Origin of the sequence: Streptomyces sp. NPDC048496, assembly GCF_043200055.1 — a bacterium.
In the GTDB taxonomy this organism is placed as follows: Bacteria; Actinomycetota; Actinomycetes; order Streptomycetales; family Streptomycetaceae; genus Streptomyces.
Window position 1 is genome coordinate 147,125 of sequence record NZ_JBICXB010000002.1, and the last position, 17,597, is coordinate 164,721.

10 protein-coding genes and 5 pseudogenes are annotated in these 17,597 nt (G+C 69.9%); 12 read left to right on the top strand and 3 right to left on the bottom strand.

The features are described from left to right. Positions 1 to 176: 176 nt before the first annotated feature. Positions 177 to 470 carry a hypothetical protein gene (locus ACGFSA_RS02910; RefSeq protein ID WP_393298760.1) on the top strand — a complete coding sequence of 98 codons (294 nt, stop codon included), beginning with the start codon at positions 177 to 179 and terminating at the stop codon, positions 468 to 470. 138 nt (positions 471 to 608) lie between these two features. Here the strand turns inward: ACGFSA_RS02910 and ACGFSA_RS02915 are convergent, their stop codons facing one another. Continuing rightward, a complete protein-coding gene (locus tag ACGFSA_RS02915) occupies positions 609 to 2,390 on the bottom strand; it encodes a TerD family protein (protein ID WP_393299451.1) in 1,782 nt (593 codons plus the stop codon). 472 nt (positions 2,391 to 2,862) lie between these two features. Here ACGFSA_RS02915 and ACGFSA_RS02920 point away from each other — a divergent pair. The 4 genes and pseudogenes from ACGFSA_RS02920 to ACGFSA_RS02935 form a co-directional block, all read left to right on the top strand. Next, positions 2,863 to 3,135: pseudogene (locus tag ACGFSA_RS02920) on the top strand (DUF4291 family protein); the annotation flags it as partial. A gap of 325 nt (positions 3,136 to 3,460) precedes the next feature. After that, positions 3,461 to 3,895 (top strand): hypothetical protein, encoded by a 435-nt coding sequence (locus ACGFSA_RS02925; RefSeq protein ID WP_037694139.1) that lies wholly within the window; start codon positions 3,461 to 3,463, stop codon positions 3,893 to 3,895. Positions 3,896 to 4,307: 412 nt separating this feature from the next. Beyond that, the gene (locus ACGFSA_RS02930) at positions 4,308 to 5,126 is read left to right on the top strand and encodes a maleylpyruvate isomerase family mycothiol-dependent enzyme (protein WP_393298763.1); all 819 of its coding nucleotides are present in this window, start codon (positions 4,308 to 4,310) and stop codon (positions 5,124 to 5,126) included. 51 nt (positions 5,127 to 5,177) lie between these two features. Beyond that, positions 5,178 to 5,796 (top strand): annotated as a pseudogene (locus tag ACGFSA_RS02935) (DUF4291 domain-containing protein). Positions 5,797 to 5,801: 5 nt separating this feature from the next. On the opposite strand, the gene ACGFSA_RS02940 reads toward ACGFSA_RS02935, so the two are convergent. Then, positions 5,802 to 7,187 (bottom strand): sporulation protein, encoded by a 1,386-nt coding sequence (locus tag ACGFSA_RS02940; protein WP_393298766.1) that lies wholly within the window; start codon positions 7,185 to 7,187, stop codon positions 5,802 to 5,804. Positions 7,188 to 7,737: 550 nt separating this feature from the next. Between ACGFSA_RS02940 and ACGFSA_RS02945 the strand changes: the two genes are divergently transcribed. The 7 genes and pseudogenes from ACGFSA_RS02945 to ACGFSA_RS02975 all read left to right on the top strand — a co-directional run bounded on the left by ACGFSA_RS02945 (position 7,738) and on the right by ACGFSA_RS02975 (position 16,727). Then, a complete protein-coding gene (locus ACGFSA_RS02945) occupies positions 7,738 to 10,506 on the top strand; it encodes an alpha/beta fold hydrolase (RefSeq protein WP_393298769.1) in 2,769 nt (922 codons plus the stop codon). Next, positions 10,503 to 11,378: an ABC transporter permease gene (locus ACGFSA_RS02950; protein ID WP_393298772.1), complete on the top strand. Its 876-nt coding sequence runs from the start codon at positions 10,503 to 10,505 to the stop codon at positions 11,376 to 11,378. The genes ACGFSA_RS02945 and ACGFSA_RS02950 overlap by 4 nt, the downstream gene beginning before the upstream one ends. A gap of 11 nt (positions 11,379 to 11,389) precedes the next feature. Continuing rightward, positions 11,390 to 12,079, top strand: a pseudogene (locus tag ACGFSA_RS02955) (YfbK domain-containing protein); the annotation flags it as partial. A gap of 124 nt (positions 12,080 to 12,203) precedes the next feature. Continuing rightward, positions 12,204 to 12,662, top strand: a complete 459-nt coding sequence (locus tag ACGFSA_RS02960; RefSeq protein WP_393298775.1) for a DUF1772 domain-containing protein — start codon at positions 12,204 to 12,206, stop codon at positions 12,660 to 12,662. A 61-nt stretch (positions 12,663 to 12,723) separates the two neighbouring features. Further along, positions 12,724 to 13,143: pseudogene (locus ACGFSA_RS02965) on the top strand (response regulator transcription factor); the annotation flags it as partial. Positions 13,144 to 13,174: 31 nt separating this feature from the next. After that, positions 13,175 to 13,573: pseudogene (locus ACGFSA_RS02970) on the top strand (phospholipase); the annotation flags it as partial. A 121-nt stretch (positions 13,574 to 13,694) separates the two neighbouring features. Then, positions 13,695 to 16,727 carry a SpoIIE family protein phosphatase gene (locus tag ACGFSA_RS02975; protein WP_393298778.1) on the top strand — a complete coding sequence of 1,011 codons (3,033 nt, stop codon included), beginning with the start codon at positions 13,695 to 13,697 and terminating at the stop codon, positions 16,725 to 16,727. A 189-nt stretch (positions 16,728 to 16,916) separates the two neighbouring features. Here ACGFSA_RS02975 and ACGFSA_RS02980 read toward each other — a convergent pair whose 3' ends face one another. After that, on the bottom strand, positions 16,917 to 17,585 hold the full coding sequence (locus tag ACGFSA_RS02980; RefSeq protein WP_393298781.1) for a ScbR family autoregulator-binding transcription factor: 669 nt from the start codon (positions 17,583 to 17,585) through the stop codon (positions 16,917 to 16,919). Positions 17,586 to 17,597 lie beyond the last annotated feature (12 nt).

Here is a 17,597-nt window from a genome sequence, read left to right on the forward strand (position 1 = left end):
CGACCGCCTCAATTACCTCGCAGGTAATCGTCGCCCGGCGGAATCCGGGGCTGACCACCGGTTCAGGGACCGGTGGTTGCCGGTGCGCGCTCATGGGGCGGGCCGGGTCCGGCCCGCCCCAACGGAAAGAGGGAGCCGCACCAGCGGCTCCCTCTTCGGCCTCACCCTGTCATCGCGTGCCGACTGCGGTTCTCCCGGAACCGACCGCCTCGGCGATCATCCGCTCCATCGGAACGGCGCCCACTGGGCCAGAGACCAAGAACGTCACCGGCTTCAAGGCCACCCGCGCCCGCAAGCTCACCCCGGGTCAGAAGCAGGCCAACCGCGTCCTGGCCGCCGGACGAGCCCCCGTCGAACACGGCTTCGCGAACCTGAAGGCGTGGCGCGTCCTCACCAAGCTCCGCACCGACCCGAGCGTCACGCGAGCCCCTCCGACCAGCACGTTCGAAGATAGCGAAGGTTCTAGGTAGCCGTAGACGACCGCCTGACGGCCTATCTGCTCGGCTCGTTGCACATGTGCGAACCTCCGAATCAAGCCGCGGGACTGCCAGCAGGCCACGACTCACGCGTCAGATCTTCGCCATTGTGGGAGGTAGCGCATGACGGCGTCAGCCTCGGCGGCAGCGATCTCGAAGCTCGGAGATGACGGCTCTCTCGAGCGCGTTGACGGCACCGTCCACAGTGGCCACCCGGTTGGCCACGTCGAGGATGTCGCTCAGATCCCCTGGCTCGGCGTCTAGGCGTCGCCACACCTCGGCGCGGTCGATATCAACAAGGTGAGCGAGCTGTCTATCGACCACCTGATGCTGATCCCGGACCAGCCTCACCAGGTGCCGAATCAACAGCGCTTCATCGTCGACAATCTTATGGTTCGCCTTAATGACGAGCCACGCGACCCACAGCATCAACTGCGGGTGCTGACTCCGCTTGCTCATATCCTCGGCGATTTCGATCACCCGCGCCTCGTTCCGGAAGACGGCTTGCGCGTGCCGCCCCGCGAGCAGCGTCGTATAGCGGTTCAACACCACCGCAAGGGGAACGCCGACCAGAGGGATACCGATCTTGATGACGTTCTTCTGCAGGAGGTGCTTCCCGACGACCGGGAGCGCCCTCGCGGCGGTGAGTACCTCTCCGGAGTAGAAGCGCTTGATCAGCGGCCGCACGATGGCCGGGACCGCCTTGGTCACACCTTTCTGGACCGTTTCCCCGCTCTTGATCGTGAAGGCCACTCGGATGAGCTTCCACATGTCCTCGGGGTCGGACAGGTCGAGCGGGACCCGATAGAGGACTGCGACGTCGTAGGCCAGGCGGAGCTGGAGCCGGGTGATGAACGCGACGTCGACCATCATGGTCGTGACGGCGGCCGGGACGGTCGCCGGCGAGGCACCACCAGCGCTCCCGAGGGTGGCGACGACGGTCGCCGTGTAGGCCCCGGCGGAGAGTCCGCCTTCGAGCGCGGCGTACCGAGCCGCCATCTTGATCCGCTGATCGACGATGGCATCCGCGGGTACGCCCTCGTACCGCTCCTGGAAGTACTGCCAGTCGACCTTGTCGGTGTAGGAGCTCAGGGCCTGAGCGCTGAGCTTGGTGAACCAGCCGCCCGACTTGATATCGTCCGGGCTCAGCCCCTTGATGAACTTCCGTAGCTCGGCCCGCTCTTGCTCGACAACCTCCCGGTCGGCACCGTCGTCGCCGCCGGCGTCGACAGCGTCAATCGGAGCTTCGGTCCTCGCGGCAGCCGCCTCAGTCGCCGTCGGCTGTGCTGGTACGGTCACCGGACTTTCGGCCGGAGCCTCGACAACCACCGCGGACGGCTCCGTGCCCCCCACGGGCTCCTCCGGCTCTTCCTCGGAGGCGTTGTCCACATCGATACCGAAGTCCGTAGCCAGACCTGCCAGCCCGGTTTCGTACCCCTGACCGACAGCGCGGAATTTCCATTCCTTGCCCCGTCGGTACAGCTCCCCGAAGATGAACGCACTCTCCACCCCGGCACCGGTGATGGAGAACCCGAGGAGAGCCTCACCCGTACGGTCGGCGATCGCTATCCGTAGATCGTCCAGATCACCGAACCGTGCATCGTCGTAACGGCTCGCTGCCACAACAACGCGCTCCACGCCCGACGGCATTGCAGTCAGGTCGAGGCTGATTCGATCCTCGCTCCCATCGGCGGTCGGTGTCTTGCCCAGGAGCTGCACACTGCCATCAGCTGCGGCCGGGTTGTTGTAGGAGAAGAAGTCCGCGTCGCTGCGCACCTTCCCGTCGGCGTCCAACAGCAGCACGGAAACATCTGCGTCCCCGTCCCCCGTCGCACTACACCAGGCAAGGCTCAGGACGACGGAGCCGACGTCCTCGCTCAGAGAAGCAAGCCCGACGTTGGCTCCCTTGACCATTTCCAGCATGTCGCCCCCCAGCGCACCGGCCGGTGCTGAGCCCTCCCCAGGGCAGCCCGGCGCGTCATGAAATCTTTACAGCACATCCCGCTGTGCGAAGTGAACCTTAGTTCCCGGGTTGCGATATTCGTCTTACGAAAACAGAACTCGCCCGCTGGCGAGCAGTCTTGTGCGGGGCCAGCTCACGTACAGATGGTGCAAGTGGTCATCACTTGGCCTGTCGAATACATGTCGAAGCTCGCGAGAGCAGAGAACGTCAACGCCGAGATGCGCAGGTCAGAGACCACCTCGCCCCCAGCAACCGAGCGCTTTCTAAGCACCCGTCCAGAGCACGTGGCTCGCCTCTGCTCACGCTCAGCCGGCCCTGCGCTTCTGGACACCAGCTCTCCGAGTGGTCGTAGCGATCTCCCACACGATGGCTGCTGAGAGTTCGGGTTTAACCAGCGCCGAGCCGTCCGCGCTGGCCGTGGCGCGCAGCGTACACCCCGACCGAGCCGCCTGGCAGCGTCAGTTGAAGCGGGCGCCCGCTCGTGTGCAGTGGGACCCCGAGCGAGACCTGCGCCTGCAGCCCCTGCCGTACCGCTCCCTGCAACTCGGCCTCTCTGGCGAGGCCGTACGACGCTACGCGGACGAGTGGACGGCCGCCATCCGCGTCGTGACCCCGCTCGCCCGCGAGATCCATGCCCTCGTCAGCGGTGGCGACATGGGCTCCGCCGCCCGACTGCTGCCGCAGGAACGCCCGTACGTTCACCCGAATGTTCTCACTCGTGCCACTCCCCCTCGGAGGCAGGAAGGGGAACACCTCGGTCGGCGGCGGCGCGAGGCGCTGCCGGGCGACGTGCCGCACTCGACCACCACGTTCACCACCCCTTTCAGGCATGTGTTCGGGGCATGTCCATGGATCCCTGACCATGTATGGCAAGGTATGCCGACGACTCACGCCGGCCGGGCACCGTGCGGGACCGAGGCCCGGCCGTTTTCCGGGCACGGGGACCCTGCGGTGCCGGACAGCCGCAAGCCACACGGGACAGTCCCGTACGGCTCACGCCCGACTTTTCAGGAGTACTCCCGTGAACAGAAAGCGCCGTCGGCTCCTCTTGGCCGCCGTCGACCCCATGCTCGAGCCTGGGGAGCAGGTTGAGGTGACGGCCATCGTGGGCCTGAGTTCCGTCACCGTGCGGCGGACGGCGGCATTCGCGGCAGCCTCCGCGATCCTGAGCGGCGGCGCAATGGCCGTGATCCCGACGCCGACCCCCATGTACTTGGCGATGACCGACCGCCGCATCTTCATCTTCCGCGCGAACCCGACGTTCGCCCGGCCAGAAGAACACCTGATGACGATCCCGCGCGCCGGTCTCGTCCGTTCGAAGATCAAGGAGCGGGTGCTCAACTCATCCTTCGTCATCTCCTCGATGGACAGAGAGCAAGGCCTGAAGATCATCTTCCCGCTGATCAGCCGCAAGGAGCGGAACGAGATATCGGCCGCCTTGCCTCTGGCCGACTGAATGCCTCGGACCGGGCAGGAGCCTCGGCGGGCCGGACGTTTGGCCGGCCAGCTCGTCGACCTGGCCAGGGCGTCGTGCCGCACGAGGCTCACTCAGGCTCCCGACGCCGAGCAGAAGTGAGCCACACACGTCCGTCCGCCGTGTTCAGGGCGGTGAAGCGACGCCAAGGCTGAGTTCCCACGCAGATCGAGGCGCGCCGATGTCATTCCGGGCTGCCCCGGGAGATCCACGGCCATGTGCGGGCGGGCCGGCTCGACGACGCGAGGGCACTGCTGCCGACCGAGTTGCCGTACGGGACGGACACGATGCCGCCCAGGGGCTGACCTGACCCGCGCGACCTGGCATTCTGCACGTGTCCGCCGGGCCCCGAACACGGAGACTGGTCAGGGGAGAGGGACGAGGGGAGACAGTCGTGGAACCCACGCCTGCCCGGGAGCGGCACGACACGCTTCCCGAAGGGCTCGCCGAGGCGATACGCGACACCGCCGAGGAGATAGCGGCGCTGCTGCGCGGCCGCACGGACACGAGCGTGCCCGTCCCCGGATCCGAGTGGACGCTCGGTGAGGCAGCAGCCCATCTGGCGCAGGCCAACGCGCTGATGGCGGAGGTCGCCGCGGGCCACGAGCGCGGTTACGGCGACGGCACGCCGCAGAGCCTGGCGGCGGCCAACGAGCGCGCCCTCGCCGGATTCGAGGAGCGTGGGGCGGATCCGCTGGCCGCAATGATCGCGGCGCAGGCGGCCGCCTTTCTCCGGGCCGCGGAATGGCGGGCACCGGACGAGCCGGTGGAGACGCCGCTGGGCTCGATGGACCTCGCCGAGCTCGGCTCGTACCTGCTCACCCACATGCTCGGCCACGGCTACGATCTCGCCCGCGCGCTCGGCCGTCCGCACATGCTCGACCGCACCCGGGTCGAGCTGTCGATGCCCTTCATGCTCACGGTCATGCCGCGGGTCGTCTCCGCTGTCGCCGCCGGCCTGACCGCCCGCTACACGATCCGGCTGCGCGGCGGCTCCAGCTTCGGGGTGGCCGTCACCGACGGTGCGGTTGCCGTCAGCCGCGAGCCGCTCCGCCGCCCCGACTGCACCATTTCCATCGAGCCGGTCACCTTCCTGCTGATCGCCCTCGGCCGGTGCGATCCATGGGGGGCGATGGCCCGCGGCCGGGTGCTGACATGGGGCCGCAAGCCCTGGCTCGCACCCCGCTTCCCGGCCCTGTTCACGGCGCCCTGAGCCACGGAAACCCGCTCGCCGAACCGGACCGGCCGGTGCTGTGATGACGCCATGACAGCACCGGCCGCCCCGCAGCACCAGATCCGCGCCCAGCACACGGACACCACCATCACCGTCTACCAGGCCTACTCACGCTTCATCGGCCTCCCCGCCGCCCGTGACGGACGCTTCCCCACCGCCTGGAAGCGCGACCGCATGACATGGATCAAGCCGAGTTTCCTGTGGATGATGTACCGCTGCGGCTGGGCCACGAAGGAGGGCCAGGAGACCGTCCTGGCCGTCGAGATCAGCCGCGAAGGCATTCGACTGGGCGCTGGACAACGCCGAACTCTCCTACTACGTCAGGGGAGTCCACCCGGACCGTGCGAGCTGGCAGCGCAGTCTGCGCCGGTCCCCGGCCCGCGTCCAGTGGGACCCCGAACGCGACCTCCACCTCAATCCGCTCCCGCACCGCTCCCTGCAACTCGGTCTCACGGGCGAGGCGGCGCGGCGGTACGCCGATGAGTGGACGGTTTCGATCCGTGACGTCACACCGCTGGCCCGGCAGGTCCACGAACTGGTCCGCGCCGGGAGGACCGACGCGGCAACGGCGCTTCTGCCGTGCGAGTCGCCGTATCCGACGGGCACTGTGCCCGTGCCGATGCGGGTCGGGCCGGAGGGCCGGCCGTGACGTGCTCAGGCCGCCGTCAGTGACCGGGTCGATCTGCGGATCTCCGCCATGAAGTCCACCACCTGCGGGTCCCTGCGCCAGGGGGCCAGGGAGCGGCTGTAGACCTGCAGGTACTCCATGCCGCGGACGCTGCCCAGCCGGGTGAACAGGGAGAGGGATTCACGGCCCAGGTGCAGGCTCTGGTCCAGGTCGCCCTGCTGGGCATGGGCGGATGCCAGGACGGAGAGGCGGACGCTGCGGGAGCGGAGGAAGGCGTCGCCCGGCATGCCGCCGGTGGCGTGCCAGGCGAAGGTGGCGCGGGGGTTGCCGAGGTCACGGAAGATCTCGGTGGCGTCGGTGATGATCCTGGACTGGGTGAAGAAGCCGATCCAGGCCGGACCCTCGCCGTCGGCGCCGCATTCCTGGAGTTGCTGGGCGCGGGCGAGGCAGGCGCTCGCGGCCGGGGCGTCGCCCGCGCGGGCATGGGCCCTGGCCTCGATCAGCTTGGCGAACCCCGCCACCCGTGGCTCCAGCGCGCGGCCGCGCTGAAACGCGCCCTGGGCCATGTCGATCGCCTCGGAGGTGAAGCCGCGCATCAGGGTCTGCATCGCCATCGTGCTGAGGATGTACGAGCCCAGGTCGGCGTCGCCCCCGGCGCGGGCGAGGCGCAGCGCCTGGATGAAGTGGCGTTGGGCGAGATGCTGCTGACCGGCGTCGAACGCGGTCCAGCCCGCCAGCCGGGCCATCTCCGCGGTCACCCCGAAGAGGTCCTGGCCGACCTTCTCCGAGTAGCTGCCCTTGAGCAGTGGGACGACCCGCTCGTACAGATACTCGGTGAGTGAGCGGGACTTCCAGTTGGCACCGCCGAAGCGTGAGTCCCACACCCGGGCGGCATCGGCCGCCTCCCGCAGTTCCTTGATGTGCTCACCGACCACCACGGGCCCCTGGCTGCGCGACCGGGTCTCCTCCGCCGGGTCGATCAGCCACCGGGTGACCGGGGTGGCGAAGGCGGACAGTGCGAACGTCTGGCTCGCGAGAAACTGACGGCGGTTCACTGCACTCCAATACGATGCTGCTTCGGTCACCGCGTCGTCCTGGCGACGGGCGAACTCCAGGCCCAACTGAGAGGCGTCACCCTCCGCGCCCTGCATGCCGATGTCCTGCAGGGTCATCGGCCTGCCCAGCGCCTCGGAAAGCGACATACAGATGAGCCGGGGTATCGGCCACTTCGGCACCATTCCGCGCCGGCACCAGTTCGCCACCGAGGTGTGCGTGTAGTGGCTGGGCCTCCCGTCGACGAGGCACAGCTCATTCACCCGGTGAGCGAGGCGTTTGTGGCTCATTCCTGATTCCGCCACAAGCTTTTCCAGCCATGGATTTCCGCGCTGCATCACGTCCTGGGTCTCCGCCATGCCGCCTCCCTGGACCTCAGCATACCGAGCTCCAGGGCTAGTTGGGCCCAGTGCGCGAGTTGTGAGCCCCCCTGTGAGCCCTTCTGGGTTCCGCCGCATCGGGCTCCCATGGGGAGTGGGAATTCCGCAGTCGCGGAACATCGGAAAATCCATAAAGGTGGTGATCCAGGAATGTTCAATCTGATCGAATTGTCAGTGGTCCTGACCCCGGAGGCAACGCTGGAGTTTCATATTCCGGCCGGTGCCGCCCTTTATGCGATCTTCTCGTGGGCGCGCCGCCGGTAGCGGACGGGCGACGGCGGCCAGCGCCTCGGTCGGGGCGCGGCCGATGCCGGGGCGGCGGTACGGGGCGTCGACCGGGGCCGCGGGTTCGGGAGCCCCGCTGCGGGGCCAACCAAGAAGGAAATGGGGGGAAGGGGCCGGGCGGGGGCGAGTCGGGCGGGTGTACCGCGTACGGAGTAGGCGGGGGAGCGCCGTACGCCGGAAGAATGCCGGACACTTCCCCCTCGCGGCAGCCCGGGCGCGAGGGCCGTGCGCTTAGGGTCGACACATGCAGACCCCTGACTCCCGATGGCGCCGGTGGACCCGTGAGCGCGGCCGGTGGGCGGCGGCCCTGGCCGCGCTCGTCGTGCTCGCGGGTGCCGGTACCTGGACCGCGGTGGCCGACGACCGTGCGCCCGCCGTGCACCGCGAGGACCGGACGATGCGGATCGACGGGGTGTCACTCGCCACCTCGTACTTCACGTCCGGCGGTTCGGAGCGACGGCCCGCCGTGTTGATCGGGCACGGCTTCGGCGGTTCCAAGGACGATGTGCGGGCGCAGGCGGAGGAGCTGGCCGGCGCCGGGTACGCCGTCATGACCTGGTCGGCCCGCGGATTCGGGAAGTCCGGCGGGGAGATCTCGCTCAACGCGCCCGACCGCGAGGTCAAGGACGTGTCCGGGCTGATCGACTGGCTGGCCCGGCGGCCCGAGGTGCAGCTGGACGCGAAGGGCGACCCGCGGGTCGGCGTCACGGGCGCCTCGTACGGTGGCGCGGTCTCGCTCCTCGCCGCCGGGTACGACCGGCGTGTCGATGCCATCGCGCCGGTGATCACGTACTGGAACCTCGCTGACGCACTCTTCCCCGACGGGGTCTTCAAGAAGCTCTGGGCCGGGATCTTCGTCACCTCGGGCGGTGGTTGCGAGAAGTTCGAGAAGCAGCTCTGTGCCATGTACGAACGGGTCGCCGTCTCCGGGAAGCCGGACGCCGCCGCGCGTGCGCTGCTCAGCGAGCGGTCGCCGAGCGCCGTCGGCGACCGCATCAAGGTGCCCGCGCTCATCGTGCAGGGGCAGACCGACTCCCTCTTCCCGCTCGGCCAGGCCGATGCCATGGCGCGGACCATCAGCGGGAACGGCGCACCCGTCGCCGTCGACTGGATCGCGGGCGGTCACGACGGCGGGGACATGGAGAGCGGGCGGGTCGAGAACCGGATCGGGGCCTGGTTCGACCGCTATCTGAAGGAGGACAAGGGAGCCGACACCGGACCCGCCTTCCGCGTCACCCGTACCGGCGGCATCGACTCCACGGACGGAGCGGTGCTCCGGCGCGGGGCGAGCAGCGACACGTATCCCGGGCTGTCCAGCGGCGACCGGGAGATCGCGCTGACCGCGGCGAGCGGCGGGCCGGGCATCATGGGCGCGGGCGCAGTTACACCGGCGAGTGGCGGGCGGAGCGGCGGATCCGCGGACCGTCGGACGCAGACCTTCCACAACCCTGCCGGTGCCAACCCGCCCGCCATCTCCGCCGTCCCGGGCGTCGGCGGCGGCATCGCCCAGCTCTCGTCCCTGGGCGTCGGTCTGTCGATCGACGTCCCCGGCCAGTACGCCCGCTTCGACTCCGCACCGCTCGACACCTCGATGCGCGTCACCGGATCGCCCACCGTCCGGGTGAAGGTGACGGCCGGGCAGGGCGACGCGGTCCTGTTCGGCAAGGTGTACGACGTCTCGCCGGACGGGAAGCAGCAGGTGCTGCCCGCCCAGCTCGTCGCCCCCTACCGGATCACACCGGAGCGGCAGAACAAGACCGTCGAGCTGACCCTGCCCGCCGTCGACCACGCAATCGACGCCGGACACCGGCTCCGGCTCGTCCTCTCCGCCACGGACCTCGGCTACGCCTCACCGGCCGAGCCGACCACGTACAGCGTCTCCCTCGACGGCCCGCTGACCGTCCCCACCGCCCCCGCGGTGAAGACGGCATCGGCCGCCCTGCCGTGGTGGACCTGGGGGCTCCCGGCGGCGGCCGCCGTCATCGCTCTCGCACTGCTGCTCACCGCACGGCGGCGTACCGCGACCCCCGCCCCCGACCCGGTGCTCGCCGAGGTCCCCCTCCAGATCACCGGACTGTCGAAGAAGTACGCCAAGTCCGCCGGCCTTCCCCGAGCTCTCAACTTCGTTCGAGCAGGGGAGACCCCATTCGCCGTGCAGGACCTCTCCTTCCGCGTGGAGAAGGGCCAGGTCCTCGGACTCCTCGGGCCCAACGGCGCGGGCAAGACCACCACGCTCCGCATGCTGATGGGGCTCATCACGCCCGACGACGGCGAGATCCGCGTCTTCGGGAATGCCATCCGGCCGGGCGCGCCCGTACTGTCCCGGGTCGGCTCGTTCGTCGAGGGCGCCGGATTCCTGCCGCACCTGTCCGGGCGCGCCAACCTGGAGCTGTACTGGCAGGCCACCGGACGCCCCGCCGGGGACTCGCACATCGAGGAGGCCCTGGAGATCGCCGGGCTCGGTGACGCGCTGGCCCGCGCCGTGCGTACGTACTCCCAGGGCATGCGACAGCGGCTCGCGATCGCCCAGGCCATGCTCGGCATGCCGGACCTGCTCATCCTCGACGAGCCGACCAACGGGCTCGACCCGCCCCAGATCCGCGAGATGCGGGATGTGATGATCCGTTACGCGGCCGGGGGCCGGACCGTCATCGTCTCCAGCCATCTCCTCTCCGAGGTCGAGCAGTCCTGCACCCACCTGGTGGTCATGGACCGCGGCCGGCTCGTCCAGGCCGGACCGGTCGCCGAGATCACCGGCTCGGGCGACATGCTGCTCGTCGCCACCGCCGAGGAGATCGCCGAACCGCTGGTGGAGAAGATCGCCGCGCTTCCCGGGATCGGCTCGGCCGTCCGTACGGACGACGGGCTGGGCCTGCTCGTCCGGCTCGACGGCGCGAACTCCTCCCGGCTGATCGCCGAACTGGTCCGGCTGGACGTGCCGTTGACGGGTGTCGGGCCGCACCGTCGCCTGGAGGACGCGTTCCTCACTCTGATCTCCGGAGGCTCCGCATGAGTGCCGCAGTCGATGTCACCCACGCCGCCGAGGCGCCCGGCTACCTGGCCCGGCGCACCCTGCCGCTGCGTGTCGAGGCGGTTCGGCAGCTGCGCAGGCGGCGCACTCTGCTGATGGGCGGGGTGCTGGCGGCGCTGCCGTTCATCCTGATCACCGCCTTCGCGATCGGCGGCACCCCGAGCTCCCGGGGCGGCGGCGACCGGATCACCCTGATGGACACCGCGACCGCGTCCGCCGCGAACTTCGCCGCGACCTGCCTGTTCGTCTCGGCCGGATTCCTGCTCGTGGTGCCGGTGGCACTGTTCTGCGGGGACACCGTCGCCTCGGAGGCCGGCTGGTCCTCGCTGCGCTACCTGCTCGCCGCGCCCGTGCCCCGGGCCAGGCTGCTGTGGAGCAAACTCGTCGTGGCACTCGGCTTCAGCCTGGCCGCGATGGTTCTGCTGCCGCTCGTCGCACTGGCCGCTGGAGCGGCGGCATACGGCTGGGGGCCGCTCGAACTCCCCACCGGTGGTGCGCTCGCGACCGGCGACACCGTGCCGCGGCTCGCCCTCGTCGTCGCCTTCATCTTCGTCTCCCAACTGGTCACCGCCGGGCTGGCGTTCTGGCTGTCGACGAAGACCGACGCCCCGCTGGGCGCGGTCGGCGGCGCGGTCGGGCTGACCATCGTCGGCAATGTGCTGGACGCCGTCACCGCGCTCGGCTCCTGGCGCGACTTCCTGCCCGCGCACTGGCAGTTCGCCTGGGCGGACGCGCTCCAGCCGAACCTGGAGTGGGGTGGCATGGCGAAGGGGGCGGCGATCTCGGTGACGTACGCCCTGATCCTTTTCGCTTGCGCGTTCCGCGGGTTCAGTCGTAAGGACATCGTGTCCTGACGTTGATGTTCCTCTTCGGCGTCGGCGTCGGCAGCGACTACGGGGACGCGCTGATGGAACGCCTCACCGACAGGGGCGACGGCCACACCACCTACATCGGCGACGAGACCCAGGCCCGCAAGGTCTTCGTCGACCAGCTTCCCGCCCACATCGAACTGCGGGCCCGCGACGCCAAGGCGCAGGTCGCCTTCGACCCGAAGAACGTCAAGCAGTTCAAGCTCATCGGGTACGAGAACCGCAAGGTCGCCGACGACGACTTCCGCGACGACAGCGTGGACGGTGGCGAGGTCGGCCCCGGACACACGGTGACCGCGCTCTATGCCGTACGGCTCCGGGACGGCGCCGCCGGACATGTGGCGACCGCGACGGTGCGCTGGCTGGACCCGAAGACACGGGCGCCGCACGAGCAGTCGGGCACGGTCGAGACCGGCGCGATCGACGGCAGCCTGTGGGGCGACGACGGCAACAAGCGGCTCCAGGTGGCCGCGGTGGCGGCGTACTTCGCGGAGGAACTGCGCGGCGGCACCCTGCCGGGTAAGCCGGGGCTCGGTGAACTCTCCACCCGGGCGGCGGCGTTGGCGGCCGGCACGGAGGACACTTCGGTACGGAAGCTGGCGACGGCGATCGCTCAGGCCGACCGGCTCCGGGGCGACGACAGGGGCCCCGGCGGCGGGGGCGAGCAGGAGGGCGAGATGGGCTGACCCGGCCAGGGGCACCGGATTCGGTCAAGTGAAGCAGGAGCGGACGGGGACGGGGCGGGCCGGGCAGCGGCGCCTTGGTGAAATGGTGCAGCGCGGCCCGCCCGGCCGAGCCATGATGTGCGCCATGGCCTCTCTTCTGCTTGCGCTCGCCGCCGTCACCACCGGTCTCTACGCCGGCTTCCTGGTGTCCTTCACGACCGGGATCATGCCCGGCCTGAAGCTGTTGCCGGACGACCAGTTCACCGCCGCGATGCGCCGGTTCAACGAGAAGGTGCCGGGGCCGGTGTTCCTCGTCCTCTTCCTCGGGGTAATCGCCTTCCCGGTCGCCGCGCTCGTTGTCCCCGTCGACGGCCGGACCTCCGCCGAGCGGGCACTCGTCGCAGGCGGGCTGGTCTGCGCGGCGCTCAGCCACCTTGTCACCGTGAGCGGCAACATCCCGCTCAACTCGGCGCTCGCGGCGGCCGAGGGCGGCGACGACAGCGCGGCCCGCCAGGCATTCGAGCCCCGCTGGACCGCCCTCCACCGGATCCGCACCGTGCTCTCGGCCGCGGCATTCGCGCTGCTGGTCGCTGCCGCGGTGTAGCCCTTACGGCCTGCCCCACGACAGGGAGTGGGCTCCCGACGCCGTGCTCCGCGAGAGGTAGCCAACTTTGCCGGTCCTGGTGCTCAGCCAGGACGTGCAGCGGACGTACGCGGCCGAACTCCTCGACTCCGGCGACGGATCCGGTGTCGGCTGTCTGCTCAAGGACCGGGTTGGCTAGATCGAGGAGTTCATCGACGCCCTGCGGGAGGTCGCCGACGGCGGCACCGTCGTCGACCCGGAGGTCGTACGCCAACTCCTGCGCCGCCGCCGCGATCCGCTGGAGCGGCTCACCGCCCGCGAACGGGTAGTGCTCGCCCTGGTCGCCCAGGGCAGGTCGAACGGCGCGATCGCCCGCGACCTGGTGGTCTCCGAAGCCGCGGTCGGCAAGCACATCGGCAACATCCTCGCCAAGCTGGACCTGCCGCCAGCCGACGAGACACACCGCAGGGTGCTGGCGGTGCTGGCGTTCCTTCGCGCGTAACTCCGCGCCCCGTGGTCATTCATGCGTCACCGCCGCCGCGCCCGCCGACAAACCCCAGGTCCTCAGCAACTGGACCCAGACGAGCGCAAGCAGCTACAACGCGTTCTTCGCGGCCAGAGGCAACCAGAGCGCATGGAGTGCGTACGGATCCGACTGGTCGACCGACTACTGCCCCAGCTCGCCGGACAACCTCTTCGGCTTCCCCTTCGTCAACTCCTGTGTCCGCCACGACCTCGGCTACCGGAACGACAAAGCGGCCGGCACCTTCAGCGCCGACAAGGCCCGTATCGCCAGCGCTTTTTACGCCGACCTGAAGAGGGTCTGCGCGGCATGTTCGGGCGCCGAGAAGGTCTCCTGCGACGCGACGGCCTGCACCTACGGCCAGGCGGTCGACAAGCTCGGCTGCACGGCAGTGGTGGACGCCGCGTAGCAAGTCCCGCGGCAGGCGCCTGCATATTCGCTCTTCCACACCCGTACGTACACTTAAAAGGGCAATATCACTCATTCCGGGTGCCCTGTGTTCTGCGCGGGCTCGCGGAAGGGAGCGAGCGATGGCTGAGCGGCTCCTGATGGACGAGGCCGGTGCGGCAAGGCTTCGGATGATCATCGAAGCGGGGGGTGGGCTGGGAGGAGTCGATCTGCTCGGTTTCACCCTGGACCACGCGGTGACGGAGGCCGACGGACTGGGCGGAATGGTCCATGTGAGGGGCCCCGGGGGCCGGCTGCTGCTGATGGCGGCCAGCGGGATCGTCCGCACCGTGGCCCAGGACTGGGAAGAGATCGCGGTGGACGGCGACACCGCGCCGGCGCGCGCGGTGGCCGGTGGCGCCTCGGTATGGATGTCCGCTCCGGGCGGGCAGAGCCTCCCCCATGCCTCCGTGGCCGAGCGCAGCACAGGGGGCGGCACAGAACGCACCGGAGACGGCGGTACGGGCGGCGGCGCACGGCACGGCGGCCGGGGCCCCGACAGCCCCCCCGGCCACCACCCCCACGCAGCCCCCTGGTCGGCGCCCTCCGCGCTGCCCACAGGCAGCGGGCTGCTGGCCGTTCCGCTCCTCACGCCGGACGGAGTCGTGGGCGCGCTGTCCGTGCTCACCGTCGGCGAGGGGCGGCCCACGCCGCAGCAGCGGTCCGCCGTCGAGACGCTCGCCGCCTGGGCCGCCCTGCGGCTGCGGGAGCCCTCGATGGGCTGGGCCAGGACCGACCCCGGGCGGCTGGGGAAGGAGCCACCCGTCACCAGGCTCCGCCAGGCGCTGGAAGCGATCAAGGTCGGTTCCTGGGAATGGGACCTGGCCACCGGGGAGCAGCTGTGGGACGAGTCGACGCTCGCCATCCTCGGTATGGCCGGGCAGTCCACGAACCAGCGCTTCGACACCTGGAGCGGGCTGGTCCACCCCGATGACCTGCCGTGGCTCCTGGTCGAGATCGAGCAGGCGATCCGTAACCACGGGGTGTCCGTCGTGGAGTACCGGATCCGCTGCCCGGACGGGACCACGCGATGGGTCAGCGCGCGGTGCAGGGTCCTGCCGGGGGAGGACGGCCGGCCCGGCCGCATGGTCGGCACCATGTGGGACACCACCGAGAACCGGATCGCCCGGGACTCGGTCAGCCGCGCGCTGCGGCACATGAGCGATGCGTTCTTCGCGGTCGACAGCGAGTGGCGGATCACCTTCCTCAACATGGAAGCGGAGCGGCTCCTCGGCGCCTCGCAGGAACTCCTCGGCCAGAACCTGTGGGACGTCTTCGCCGAGACCGGCATCGACGCCGTGGGACTCGGCCTGCATGCGTCGTACCAGCGGGCCGTCGACCGCGGCACCCCGGTCGGCTTCACGGTGCGGTGGCCCACCAACCGGCGTCAGTACCAGATGCGGCTGGTCCCGGTACCGGACGGCCTGACGGTGCACGCCACCGATGTCACCGAGACGCGGTCGCGTGAGGCCGAGTCCGTCGCCGCGGAACGCGTCACGGCCAACCGCAACGCCCGCATCACCGCACTGGCCGGCGCCCTCGCCGAGGCCCTCACGGTGCAGGACGTCGTGAACGCCGCCGCCGAGCGGATCATGGCGCCGTTCGGTGCCTCCGGTCTCGTCGTCCATCTCGTCGAAGGGGAGACGCTGCCCGTCGCCGGGCAGGTCGGGTACCCGGAGACGTTCCTCCGCGACATCGAAGGAATGCAGGTCGGCGACATGTCCCCGCTCGACGAGGTGTACCGCACGCGAACGGCCACCTTCATCGACTCGGTGGAGGAGTACGTCGAGCGTTACCCCCGGATGGCAGACCGCCCGGCCGCGTCCCGGAAGGCATCCTGGGCGTTCCTGCCACTGATCGCCTCCGGCCGCGCCGTCGGCTGCTGCGTCGTCTCCTTCACCGAGCCGCGGCGTCTCGGCGGAGAGGAAAGGGCTCTGCTCATCACACTCAGCGGGCTGATGGCGCAGGCCATCGAGCGCGCCCGGCTGTTCGACGCCGAGCACATGAGGGCCCAGGAGCTCCAGCGGGGACTGCTGCCGAGCGAGCTTCCGACGCTGTGCGCGGTCAGTACCGCCGCCCGCTATGTGCCTGCCAACGAGGGCATCGAGGTCGGGGGCGACTGGTACGACGTGATTCCGTTGTCCGGCGCCCGGGTGGCGCTGGTCGTCGGCGATGTGATGGGACACGGCTTGTCCGAGGCGGCCACCATGGGGCGGCTGCGGACGGCCGTGCACACGCTCGCCGATCTGGAGTTCCCGCCTTCCGAACTCCTCACCCGCCTCAACCAGGTGGTGAACGACCTCGGCGACGACTTCTACGCCACCTGCCTGTATGCGGTGTACGACCCTGTCACCTGCGCCTGCAGGTTCGGCTCCGCCGGGCACCCGCCGCCGGCTGTCGTGTACCCGGACGGCAGCACCGAGTTCCTCGCCCACCGGCCGGATCCGCCGCTGGGCACCGCACGCCCGCCGTTCGAGACCACCGAGGTCGTTCTCCCCCGGGGCAGCCTGCTGGTGCTCTACACGGACGGACTGATCGAATCCGTCACCCGCGACATCGACCGGGGCATGCTCCACCTGACCAAGGCGCTGTCGAGTGCGGCGGCCGCCGCACGGGAGGACGATGCCGCGGGCAGTTCGCTCGGGCTGGAGCGGCTGTGCGACGACGTGGTGGCCGAGCTGCTGCCGGGCACCCAGCTCATGGACGACGCCGCACTGCTCGTCGCCCGCACCTCTGCGATACCGGCCGAATCCATTGCCAGTTGGACACTTCCCGACGGTCCGATCGCCGCGAGCGAGGCACGTCACCATGTCCGGGACCAGCTGGAGGGCTGGGAGCTCGACGAGCTCGCCATGACCGCCGAGCTCCTGGTCAGCGAGCTGGTCGGGAACGCCGTCCGGTACGGCAAAAGCCCCATCGCCCTCCGCCTGCTCCGCGCCGAGGGGCTGATCTGCGAGGTCTCCGACGGCAGCCTGTCCACACCCCGCATCCGCAATGCGGCGGAGACCGACGAGGGCGGCCGCGGTCTGCAACTGGTCGCCGCCCTCGCCCACCGCTGGGGTGCTCGCTACACCCCCACCGGCAAGTGCATCTGGACCGAACAGCCGGTGACCTGACCGCCGTGCGGCGGGTCCGCGCGAACGGGCGGACGGCGCGGTCGGATCAATGGCGCCGGGGCGTGGGGTACCGCCTGCGTGAAGGGGCGGTGAGCCGAGCGCGTACCTACTCCCGTTACGCAGGTTCTGTCGCTGTTTCCGGACGTGCGGTATGGAAATTCGCCCCCGCCGGAGTCCAGGGACGGGGACCTACTCCTCTTCGCGCCCGCCCTCGGGCATGTCCGGGTCTCTGACCGTGGCCAGCAGCTGTTCGGCTCGGGTCTCGGTGATCTCCAGCACGGCGAGTACGGCCGGCAGTGCGATGCTCGGCAGTACATAGCGCAGCAGCATCGAGATCCGTTGCTCCAAGTCCTTTCGTTCGCAGAGGACTTGGGACATCTCCTGGATTCCGGAGAAAGCGCCGGCCAGGAGCTGGGCGGCCTCCGCGGGATTGACGTGGGACAGGACCTCGCCCTGCTGCTTCGCCTCGATCAGCAGGGTTTCGAGCCGGGCGATCCAGGAGTGGAACGGCAGGCCGCGGTTCAGTTCGCCGCCCCCCTGCTCCATCGCCAGCCCCACGCTCGCGCGCACCAGCGGCTCGTGGCGGAGCCGGTGGGCCAGCACCAGGCCCTGGTCGACCAACTCCTGGAGCCTCGTCAACTGCGTCGGCAGCGAACCGACTTCCAGCTGCGCCTCCATCACTCCGAGGGCCAGCTCCTCCTTCGAGGCGAAGTGGAAGTAGAGGGCCCCTTTGGTCACGCCTGCCCGTGCGAGAATCTCGCTGATGGTGGCGCTTCCATAGCCGCGCTCGTCGAAGACAGTGGCGGCAGCCAGCAGGATCGACTGCCGGGTCTGGATCGCTCGAGCTTGTTGGGCCATCAGCTGTGCGTT